A 10,571-nucleotide genomic window follows, 5' to 3' on the forward strand; every position below is an offset into this window, starting at 1 on the left:
GTGCATACTGTGGCGGCAGTGGAAATCCCCCTCAGCGAGGGCGAGAAAACTGATGCAACTGGGCATAGCGGAGTCCCGGGCCTGTAAATCGGCGTGGAACGGTCGCGGAGCGTGGTGGAATGCAGGGGCATCTCATATGAATCAGGCGCTGCCAAAAAGGCGGTGGAATAAAGCGGGACTGGTATCAGTCGCGGACACGATACAACGGCTCAAACGTATAACCTGAACCGCCGTATACGGAACCGTACGTACGGTGGTGTGAGAGGACGGCGGGTCAAAGCCTGCCTCCTACTCGATCCATTGCCAGATTTTTTCAGGTGTGATGATTTCGGGTAATGGGATATCCCATTCGGCTGATGGTAGTGTATCGACTAGCTGGCAGTTATGCGCCAGACCTATCGGATAAAAATTTTTTTGTTGCCATCGGCTCAGAGTACGATCGTAAAAACCACCACCCATGCCAAGCCGTTGCCCTGTGCGGTCAAAAGCAACCAGCGGGATCATCATAATATCCAGCTCTGATAAGGGTAAAACCTGTTTAATATTCAGCGGTGGTTCTTCTATATTGAAGCGATTTCTGACAAGCGGGCTATTGGGTTGATAGTTTAAAAATAGCAGATGGTGATGATGGAAAGGGTGCAATACCGGCAGATAGATCTGTTTATTTTGTTGCCAGAGTTGGTTAATCAGTGGATGGGTATCAAGTTCACCATCAAACGAAAGGAATAGTGCGATTTTGTTGGCTTGGTGAATTTTGGGGTGGTTGATTACTCGCTCAGCAGCCTGTCTTGCAAAAAGCGATTGCTGTTCAGGAGTGAGTTCACGGCGTTGTTGGCGTATTTTCTTTCTAATGTTTTGCCTGAGTGATAATAGGGGCTCTGATTGCATAGAACCTGCCGGTGGATAGCAGCAGCGATTAAGGTTGAGATTCTCCAAGATGCCGTTACAGGTAGTAACCCTTGAACCCTTGGTTCAAGGTGAACGCAGCGTCGCAGCTTTAAGGCTTCTCGGCCGAACCGAGCATGCACACCAGACTACGGAGCACCACATTCTATCATGTATGAAATATCGGCTCAGGGGACTTTCCCCGTTAACGAACATCTCAGAGAAATTTATTCAGCGCTTGTAAGCAACTTTATGCCACCTATTGTATGAAACTAAATACAGAAATCAACTAATTCTCGAATGATTCACTCACTAATGTATGATTTATCGATAGAATTCATTCAGTTGGTGAAATAGTGCTCTCAGTGATGCGACCTTGTTCCACTAATGCGTGTTCTATAGTCTGTTGAAGCATCTTTATTTTCTGTTCCATATTATAGGCATAGTCACGGGTTTTCACTTTTTCTTGTGCCAATTCGTGACAGATATTCAGTGCCACAATAAAAATCAATTGTTCAGTATTGGTTACTCTGGTGCGCTCTTTTAAATCTTCTAAACGTTGCTCAAGTTCCACAGCCGCAGCCAGCAATGCTTCTTTTTGCTCTGATGGACAATTGACACGTAGTGACCGCCCAAAAATCTGGATATCTACCGGTTGTGCAGACATGACCCCTTCCTGACTTATTGCTGCGCCCCGGTTTTAATTCTGAATTATAGAATTGAAACTGGCGCCAATCATTATAACGCCATACCGACAGACAACTCACGATTAGCGAAGGTTGTTGTCTGGTATAGCGACTCCCCTTGGTGGTAGCATAGCATGAACTTACACCGTCAACGATGACCAATACACATGTCTATACAGAATTCATTACCAGATTATCAATCTTTTGACGAAATATTGCATCAACAGTCAGTGGCACTGACGGCAGCGGAGATGCATGGGTTGATTAGCGGCCTGCTGTGCGGCGGTAATCGCGACAGTAGTTGGCAGGTCTTGGTTCATGACTTAGCGAATGATGGGCTAGCTTTTTCCCCTCCATTAGCCCAACAATTGCGTGAATTACGTGAAATCACATTCGAATCATTGGATGACAGTAATTTTGCATTCGGTTTATTGCTGCCAGATGAGGAAGATAATGTGTTTGAACGAGCAGATGCATTAGCTGGATGGGTTAACCATTTTTTGCTGGGGTTAGGTGTTGCTCAACCGAAGTTCGCGGATAAAAAAGAGATCAGTGAGATTATTGGTGATTTGCGCAATATCGGTCTACTTGGTTATGAAGAAGGTGATGATCAAGAAGAGTTGGCCCAGGCACTGGAAGAGGTCCTTGAATATGTGCGGGTGGCTGCGCAGCTTTGCTATATCGCCTTTACTGAACCTAAAACCGTTTTAATTGCAAAAAATGATAAACCAACATTGCATTAATTGGTGTTTATTGAGCGCAACATAATTAACTAAGTCGCAGGAGAGGGTATGATCAAACAAGAATATTTATCCCGCCGTCAGGCTTTACTGGCAAAAATGGCTCCGGCCAGCGCAGCGATTATTTTTTCTGCCCCGCCTGCGCCACGAAATTCAGATAATGAATATCCCTATCGTCAGCATAGCGATTTCCTTTATTTGACTGGGTTTAATGAACCGGAAGCGGTGCTGGTATTAATTAAGAGTGATGATACGCATAATCATAGTGTTCTTTTTAATCGAGCGCGTGACTTGACCGCGGAAATTTGGTTTGGTCGCCGTCTTGGGCAAGAAGCGGCACCGGAAAAACTGGGTATTGATCGTGCTTTGCCTTTTGATGATATCAAAGAAGAGCTTTACCTGTTGCTGAATGGTTTAAATGTGGTTTATCACGCGCAAGGCGAATTTGCCTACGCGGATGAAATTGTCTTCCATGCGTTGGATATTTTAAGAAAAGGCGGTCGCCGTAATTTTTCAGCGCCTTTATCGATAACTGATTGGCGCCCTTGGGTACATGAAATGCGGTTGTTCAAATCCAAGGCAGAAATTGAAGTTATGCGCCGGGCAGGTGAAATCAGTGCGCAGGCCCATACGCGCGCGATAAAAGTTTGCCGACCAGGAATGTTTGAGTATCAACTGGAAGCCGAAATTCATCACGAATTTACTTATCAAGGGGCTCGTTACCCTGCTTACAACACGATTGTAGGGAGTGGTGAAAATAGCTGTATCCTGCACTACACCGAGAATGAAAGCAGGATGAAAGAGGGTGACTTGGTATTGGTTGACGCAGGTTGTGAATATCTGGGTTATGCCGGAGATATCACTCGTACTTTCCCTGTCAATGGCAAATTCACCCGTGCTCAGCGTGAAATTTACGATATCGTACTGAAAACGCTCAATGTTTCATTGGAATTGTATAAGCCTGGCACCAGTATCAACAAAGTTACAGAACATGTCGTGCGGATTATGGTGGAAGAGTTGGTGAAACTGGGCATTATGCACGGTGAAGTTGAACATTTAATCGAAACTAAAGCCTATCGCCAGTTCTTTATGCATGGTCTCAGTCATTGGCTAGGGTTGGATGTGCATGATGTCGGTGATTATGGTGTAGAGCGCGACCGTATTCTGCAACCAGGAATGGTATTGACGGTTGAGCCGGGGCTTTATATTGCACCGGATGCAGATGTGCCGATGGAATATCGCGGTATCGGTATCCGTATTGAAGATGACATTTTGATCACTGAAACAGGTAATGAAAACCTGACAGCCAGTGTTGTGAAAGAAGCTGATGAGATTGAAGCTCTGATGGCGAAAGCAAAACAGGGTTAAGTTAAAAATGAACGTGATTATCGTTGGTGGAGGCATGACCGGCGCGACACTTGCGCTGGCGATATCTTCCCTGAGTAAGGGGCGGATTCATGTGTCCCTGATTGAAGCAGCAGAGCCGGAGCAGAAACATCCCGGCTTTGATGCCAGAGCGATAGCGCTGGCTTACGGTACTTGTCAGCGTTTACAACAGATCGGCGTTTGGTCTGCTCTGGAAGATTATGTGATACCAATAACTCACGTTCATGTTAGTGATCGTGGTCATGCAGGGTTTGTGAATCTTTATGCAAAAGAATATAACATTCCAGCTCTAGGTAATGTTATCGAATTGTATGATGCAGGGCAGTGTTTGTTCGGATTGCTGAAAAATGCGCCTGGTGTAACGTTATATTGTCCATCCAGGGTTATGGCTGTTGAAAGAACCCTGTCATCGGTAGCTGTCACTCTGGACAGTGGCGAGCGGCTGCAAGGTGAATTGCTGGTAGCGGCAGATGGCAGCCATTCTGCCATTGGTCTCGCCTGTAATATTCAGTGGCAACGACACGCTTATGAACAGGTTGCCGTGATTACTAATATACTGACTTCGGAGCATCCGCGAGGCAGTGCATTTGAACGTTTCACGGAAAATGGCCCATTGGCTTTGCTGCCAATGTCTGAGGGCCGGAGCTCGCTGGTATGGTGCCATCAGTTGGCGCGGAGAAAGGAGATAGCGAGTTGGAATAATGAGCAATTTCTTAGGCAGTTACAGCGAGTATTTGGCTGGAGACTGGGGAAAATATTGGAAACTGGTCAGCGTCACAGTTATCCATTGACACTATCTACTGCAAATCAACAGATTAGCCATCGATTGGTGTTGGTGGGAAATGCCGCGCAAACATTACATCCGATTGCGGGTCAGGGTTTTAATCTTGGTATGCGAGATGTTATGACACTGGCTCAGATTGTTTCTGAGGCTTTTGCTGCTGGTCAGGATATTGGTACTTACCAGGTTCTGGCCAACTATCAACAGCAACGGGTTTTAGATCGGGAAAACACTATCGATATTACCGATGGATTGATACGGATATTTGCCAATCGTTATTTTCCATTACAAATTGGGCGTAACTTCGGCCTGATGATGATGGAAAAATGCTCTCCTATGCGGGATATACTGGCCCGTCAGACTCTGGGTTGGGTCGCCCAAAGATAACCGCAGATAAAGCAGACAAAATAAGAGGACGTTATATTATGCAATCATTTGACGTGGTTATCGCTGGTGGTGGTATGGTGGGTTTGGCGCTTGCCTGTGGCTTGCAAGGCAGCGGTTTGCGGGTGGCGGTGGTGGAGAACTATCCGCCTACTCAACCCGTTATTGCTGGAGAAGAGTATGCTTTGCGGGTTTCTGCAATTAATGCGGCCAGTGAGCGCCTGTTACAGCATCTTGGTGTGTGGCAACAGATTCTGGAGATGCGCACTAGCCCTTATCAAGAAATGGCGGTTTGGGAGCGGGATAGTTTTGGCCGTATTCGGTTCAGCGCGGCTGAATATGGGCTGGAATATCTTGGTCATATCATTGAAAACCGGGTTATCCGTGAGACATTATGGAAAAAAGCAGACAGCTTATCTGAAGTGACCATTTTGGCGCCAGCGGCTTTGAAACAGGTTGCCTGGGGTGAAAATGAAGCTTTTATGACTTTATCCGATGGTCGCATGTTAACCGCTCGTTTAGTTGTTGGTGCTGATGGTGCTCATTCATGGTTGCGTCAACATGCTGATATCCCTCTCACATTCTGGGATTATGAACATCATGCGTTGGTAGCCACTATTCGCACTGAAGAGCCGCACGGCAGGGTTGCCCGTCAGGTCTTTTATGGTGATGGTATTTTGGCGTTTTTGCCGCTTGCCGATCCCCATTTGTGTTCTATCGTCTGGTCACTACCGGGTGAAGTCGCAGAACAGTACAAACAGCTTGATCATAGGCGTTTCAACCAGCAATTGGCGGTGGATTTTGATCTGCGCCTTGGTCAATGTGAACTGATGAGTGAACGTCTGACGATTCCACTGACCGGTCGCTATGCCCGTAATTTTGCGGCTCATCGTCTGGCCTTATTGGGAGATGCCGCTCATACCATTCACCCATTGGCAGGTCAGGGAGTGAATTTGGGCTTTATGGATGTCGCTGAGCTGATAGGTGAATTGCGTCGTTTGCATGGTCAGGGAAAAGATATTGGTCAGCACTTTTATTTACGTCGCTATGAGCGCCGACGTAAACATGGTGCTGCTGTGATGCTGGCCGGGATGCAAGGTTTTCGTCAATTATTTGATGGCAATAATCCGGCGAAAAAACTTTTGCGGGATATCGGGTTGTCTCTGGCAGATAATTTACCGGGAATTAAACCTAAATTGCTTCGTCAGGCAATGGGGTTGAGTGATTTACCAGACTGGCTCTCTTCTAAAGCCCATTCGGCTGAAAAAATCTAATTTAGCCTCTACTTATCGATAACTTTTTCTCATGTCTTGCTGAAATATGAATAGGTGATTTGATTCATATTTCAGTTAGCTTGTAACAGAAAATGAGTGTTTTCTAAAGTTAATTGTTAATTTTGAGTATTATGACTCATTTTAATAGTTGAAAATTCTGCATACTCATAACCCGTTTTTTGATGGTCACTGGATTGAACCCTATTTTTACTTATGGTTCATTTGGGTTTTCAGTGATAACTTTCATTTTAAGATATCGTTTGCGTCGCGTTTTTTAGCCGCTCTTTGTTCATGATTCACAGTATCTGTCGGTTAATACGCGGTATGTTTTCATGTAGGAAATGAAAAGAGGGAAATAATGGCAAAACAAACTCCATTGTATGACCAGCATCTGGCTTGTGGTGCACGTATGGTAGATTTTCATGGCTGGATGATGCCTTTGCATTATGGTTCACAAATGGATGAGCATCATACTGTCCGCACTCATGCCGGTATGTTTGATGTTTCCCACATGACGATTGTGGATCTGCATGGTACGGGTTGCCGTGATTTCCTGCGTTATTTGCTGGCAAATGACATTGCTAAACTGACAGAAAAGGGTAAAGCCTTATATACCGGGATGCTTAATGCTTCTGGTGGTGTCATTGATGACCTGATTGTTTATTACCTTAGCAATAATTTTTATCGATTGGTGGTCAATTCCGCGACCCGTGAGAAAGATCTGGCTTGGATTAATGAACATGTAGCCAGTTACCCGGTTGATATTCAGGTTCGTGATGATCTGGCATTAATTGCGGTTCAGGGACCGGAAGCTCAGGCAAAAGTACAGTCTCTGTTGAATGATGAACAGAAACAGACTATTGCCGAAATGAAACCCTTCTTTGGTGTCCAGGCGGGTGATCTGTTTATCGCAACAACGGGTTATACCGGTGAAACAGGTTATGAAGTGGCGTTACCAAAAGAGCAAGCTGCGGATTTCTGGCAAAAATTGCTGAGTGTCGGCGTTAAGCCCGCGGGATTAGGTGCGCGTGATACGCTGCGACTTGAAGCCGGTATGAACCTCTATGGACAGGAAATGGATGAAACCATTTCTCCCCTTGTAGCTAACATGGGCTGGACAATCGCTTGGAAACCCGAAGATCGCCAGTTTATCGGCCGTGAAGCACTAGAAAAACAGCGTGAAGAGGGTACTGAGCAGTTGGTTGGTTTGGTGATGAGAGAAAAGGGTGTGTTGCGCGGTGGTTTAATAGTTAGTTTTACTGATGAGATGGGCACCTTACATTCTGGCGTTATTACCAGTGGTACGTTCTCTCCAACATTAGGATTCAGTATTGCCCTTGCCCGTGTGCCGCAGGGGATTGGTGAACAGGCGGTTGTCCAAATCCGCAATCGTGAAATGCTGGTTCAGGTAGTCAAACCTAGCTTTGTACGGGCGGGTAAACCTCTCGTATAGTCATTTTTATCGAATAATAACTTGATGAGTAAATAGCAATTTATCCCGGAAAGCATGATTGGTGCAGGAGCACAAAATAGCCTAATAGGGGTAGATTCTAGGATTGAAGGAGATGATGGTAATGAGTAATGTCCCCACAGAGTTAAGATATGCTGAATCACATGAGTGGATTCGTGCAGAAGGTAACGGTGAATACACTGTAGGTATTACCGAGCATGCACAGGAGCTGCTCGGCGATATGGTCTTTGTTGATTTGCCAGAAGTAGGTGATGAAATCAATTTTGGCGATGATTGTGCCGTTGTTGAATCAGTAAAAGCGGCTTCCGATATCTATGCACCACTGAGTGGTGAAATTATTGCCGTTAATGAAGCGCTAAATGACGCGCCTGAATTGGTTAACAGTGAGCCTTATAATGAAGGCTGGCTGTTCCGTATTAAAGCCTCTGATGAAAGTGAACTTTCGGGTTTGCTGAATGCCGCAGGATATCAGGCACTTCTGGACGAAGAAGAATAATATGCTTACCGTCGCCCTGTTTCACATTGTGAGCAGGGCGTTTTTATTTGTATGCCATTTCTGGCCAGCTTCAGGAATTAGTAACAAATGACCCAGACATTAAGCCAACTCGAGAACCAGGGCGAGTTTATCCGCCGTCATATTGGCTCTTCCACCGAACAGCAAAAAGAGATGCTGGCGACAGTGGGGGCAAGTTCCCTCAATGAATTAACACAAAAAATTGTTCCCCGCGATATCGCCTTACCAGCGCCACCCGATGTTGGCGGTGGTGCAACTGAACAGCAAGCACTAGCTGAACTGAAAGCGATTGCCAGCCAAAATAAGCGTTACCAATCCTATATTGGTATGGGATATGTGCCTGCTGTGCTTCCGCCGGTTATTTTGCGTAATTTATTAGAAAATCCTGGCTGGTATACCGCTTATACACCTTATCAACCAGAAGTTTCTCAAGGTCGCCTTGAATCACTGTTGAATTTCCAACAAGTGACGATCGATTTGACGGGTTTGGATATTGCTTCTGCATCTTTGCTGGATGAAGCTACTGCGGCGGCTGAAGCAATGGCAATGGCAAAACGTACCAGCAAACTGAAAAATGCTGACCGTTTCTTTGTTGCTGATGATGTCCACCCCCAAACATTAGACGTTGTTCGTACCCGCGCTGAAACCTTTGGCTTTGATGTGATTGTGGATAAAGCAGAAAAAGTCTTGGAGCAGGAAGGTGTATTTGGCGTGTTGTTACAACAGGTTGGCACGACAGGTGAAGTTCATGATTATGCTGATCTGATCGCACAACTGAAACAGCGCAAAATCATTGTCAGTGTTGCCGCTGACTTGATGGCGTTGGTGCTGCTGACGGCACCGGGTAAACAAGGGGCTGACATTGTGTTTGGTTCTGCTCAGCGCTTTGGGGTACCAATGGGTTATGGCGGTCCCCATGCAGCATTTTTTGCCAGCCGTGATGAATTCAAACGTTCTATGCCGGGACGTATTATCGGCGTTTCCCGTGATGCGGCAGGTAATACGGCACTGCGCATGGCAATGCAGACCCGTGAACAGCATATCCGCCGTGAGAAAGCGAATTCCAACATCTGTACTGCTCAGGTGTTGTTGGCAAATATCGCGGCGATGTATGCGGTATATCATGGTTCGAAAGGATTGAAACGCATTGCGAGCCGTATTCATCGTCTGACTGACATTCTAGCGGCTGGGTTACAGAAAGCTGGGTTGACTCTACGTTACAAAACTTGGTTTGATACGCTGACGGTTGAAATTGTTGATAAAGCGGCGGTATTGGCCCGGGCAGAGAAAGCTGAAATCAATTTGCGTACCGATATTTACGGCGCGGTGGGTATCACATTGAGTGAGGTTACCCGTCGTGATGATGTGATTAAATTGTTCTCTGTGCTGACAGGCACGGATGACAAGCTAGATGTTGAAGCACTGGATAAAGAGCTGATGACGGAAAGTCACTCCATTCCTGCATCAATGTTGCGTAGTGATAAAATCCTTCTGCATCCAAATTTTAACCGTTATCACAGCGAAACGGATATGATGCGCTATATGCATCGTCTTGAGCGCCGAGATTTGGCACTGAATCAGGCAATGATCCCATTGGGTTCTTGCACCATGAAACTTAATGCCGCGGCAGAAATGTTACCGATCTCTTGGCCTGAATTTAACGAACTGCATCCGTTCTGCCCGCCAGGGCAAGCGCAGGGTTATCAGCAGATGATCAGCCAATTATCTCACTGGCTGGTGCAACTGACAGGTTATGATGCTGTTTGTATGCAACCAAATTCTGGTGCACAGGGTGAATATGCGGGTCTGCTTGCTATTCGTCGTTACCATGAAAGTCATGGGGAAGGGCATCGTCATATCTGTCTGATCCCAAGTTCTGCTCATGGCACCAACCCGGCTTCTGCTCATATGGCGGGAATGACGGTTGAGGTGGTGAGTTGCGATAAAGAGGGCAACATTGATCTGACAGACCTGCGTGAAAAAGCGGAAAAATCTGGTGATGAGCTTTCCTGCATCATGGTGACTTACCCATCAACCCACGGTGTATATGAAGAAACTATCCGTCAGGTGTGTGAAATCATTCATCAGTATGGTGGTCAGGTTTACCTTGATGGTGCGAATATGAACGCGCAGGTTGGTATCACCGCGCCGGGTTTTATCGGCGCTGATGTTTCGCACCTCAACCTTCACAAAACATTCTGTATTCCACATGGCGGTGGCGGTCCAGGTATGGGGCCGATTGGCGTAAAAGCCCATTTGGCGCCGTTTTTGCCGGGGCACTCGGTAGTTCAAATGGATGGCATTACTGAACAGAGAGCTGTCTCAGCGGCACCATTTGGTAGTGCTTCTATTCTGCCGATTAGCTGGATGTATATCCGTATGATGGGCTCGCAGGGACTGAAACAGGCAAGTCAGACGGCGATTTTGAATGCTAACTATATTGCTGCCCG

At 46.3% G+C, this 10,571-nt stretch carries 9 protein-coding genes, 1 other RNA gene and 1 pseudogene; 8 read left to right on the forward strand and 3 right to left on the reverse strand.

What is annotated here, in order from left to right; translation table 11 throughout:
• Positions 1-226: pseudogene (locus tag D3222_RS22820) on the forward strand (group II intron reverse transcriptase/maturase); the annotation flags it as partial.
• Between the two features lie 62 nt (positions 227-288).
• Here the strand turns inward: D3222_RS22820 and D3222_RS22825 are convergent.
• From D3222_RS22825 to zapA, 3 genes are all read right to left on the reverse strand, one after another.
• Positions 289-888, reverse strand: coding sequence for a 5-formyltetrahydrofolate cyclo-ligase (locus D3222_RS22825; protein ID WP_118988156.1), 600 nt, complete (start codon positions 886-888; stop codon positions 289-291).
• A gap of 37 nt (positions 889-925) precedes the next feature.
• A non-coding RNA gene (gene ssrS / locus D3222_RS22830) (6S RNA) lies at positions 926-1,112 on the reverse strand.
• A 110-nt stretch (positions 1,113-1,222) separates the two neighbouring features.
• Entirely contained in the window at positions 1,223-1,552 is a 330-nt protein-coding gene (gene zapA / locus D3222_RS22835) for a cell division protein ZapA (RefSeq protein ID WP_118988157.1), read from the reverse strand.
• 186 nt (positions 1,553-1,738) lie between these two features.
• Between zapA and D3222_RS22840 the strand changes: the two genes are divergently transcribed.
• The 7 genes from D3222_RS22840 to gcvP form a co-directional block, all read left to right on the forward strand.
• Positions 1,739-2,314: a YecA/YgfB family protein gene (locus tag D3222_RS22840; protein WP_118988158.1), complete on the forward strand. Its 576-nt coding sequence runs from the start codon at positions 1,739-1,741 to the stop codon at positions 2,312-2,314.
• A gap of 48 nt (positions 2,315-2,362) precedes the next feature.
• A complete protein-coding gene (gene pepP / locus D3222_RS22845; RefSeq protein ID WP_118988159.1) occupies positions 2,363-3,679 on the forward strand; it encodes a Xaa-Pro aminopeptidase in 1,317 nt (438 codons plus the stop codon).
• 7 nt (positions 3,680-3,686) lie between these two features.
• Complete coding sequence (gene ubiH / locus D3222_RS22850; protein ID WP_118988160.1) at positions 3,687-4,865, forward strand: 2-octaprenyl-6-methoxyphenyl hydroxylase; 1,179 nt, start codon at positions 3,687-3,689, stop codon at positions 4,863-4,865.
• Between the two features lie 38 nt (positions 4,866-4,903).
• Positions 4,904-6,136 (forward strand): FAD-dependent 2-octaprenylphenol hydroxylase, encoded by a 1,233-nt coding sequence (gene ubiI, locus D3222_RS22855; protein WP_118988161.1) that lies wholly within the window; start codon positions 4,904-4,906, stop codon positions 6,134-6,136.
• A 358-nt stretch (positions 6,137-6,494) separates the two neighbouring features.
• The gene (gcvT, locus tag D3222_RS22860) at positions 6,495-7,589 is read left to right on the forward strand and encodes a glycine cleavage system aminomethyltransferase GcvT (RefSeq protein WP_118988162.1); all 1,095 of its coding nucleotides are present in this window, start codon (positions 6,495-6,497) and stop codon (positions 7,587-7,589) included.
• 121 nt (positions 7,590-7,710) lie between these two features.
• Positions 7,711-8,103 (forward strand): glycine cleavage system protein GcvH, encoded by a 393-nt coding sequence (gene gcvH, locus D3222_RS22865; RefSeq protein WP_118988163.1) that lies wholly within the window; start codon positions 7,711-7,713, stop codon positions 8,101-8,103.
• An 87-nt stretch (positions 8,104-8,190) separates the two neighbouring features.
• On the forward strand, positions 8,191-10,571 hold a 2,381-nt coding region (gcvP, locus tag D3222_RS22870), incomplete at its 3' end, for an aminomethyl-transferring glycine dehydrogenase (RefSeq protein WP_118988164.1).

This window comes from Photorhabdus sp. CRCIA-P01 (genome assembly GCF_003545805.1).
In the GTDB taxonomy this organism is placed as follows: Bacteria; Pseudomonadota; Gammaproteobacteria; order Enterobacterales; family Enterobacteriaceae; genus Photorhabdus; species Photorhabdus antumapuensis.

What these genes read in the sequence shown, in the direction of transcription:
- pepP (WP_118988159.1), top strand. Translation starts at nt 2,363, where the DNA reads ATGATCAAACAAGAATATTTATCCCGCCGTCAGGCTTTACTGGCAAAA.
- D3222_RS22840 (WP_118988158.1), top strand. Translation starts at nt 1,739, where the DNA reads ATGTCTATACAGAATTCATTACCAGATTATCAATCTTTTGACGAAATA.
- zapA (WP_118988157.1), bottom strand. Translation starts at nt 1,552, where the DNA reads ATGTCTGCACAACCGGTAGATATCCAGATTTTTGGGCGGTCACTACGT.
- D3222_RS22825 (WP_118988156.1), bottom strand. Translation starts at nt 888, where the DNA reads ATGCAATCAGAGCCCCTATTATCACTCAGGCAAAACATTAGAAAGAAA.
- gcvT (WP_118988162.1), top strand. Translation starts at nt 6,495, where the DNA reads ATGGCAAAACAAACTCCATTGTATGACCAGCATCTGGCTTGTGGTGCA.
- ubiI (WP_118988161.1), top strand. Translation starts at nt 4,904, where the DNA reads ATGCAATCATTTGACGTGGTTATCGCTGGTGGTGGTATGGTGGGTTTG.
- ubiH (WP_118988160.1), top strand. Translation starts at nt 3,687, where the DNA reads ATGAACGTGATTATCGTTGGTGGAGGCATGACCGGCGCGACACTTGCG.
- gcvH (WP_118988163.1), top strand. Translation starts at nt 7,711, where the DNA reads ATGAGTAATGTCCCCACAGAGTTAAGATATGCTGAATCACATGAGTGG.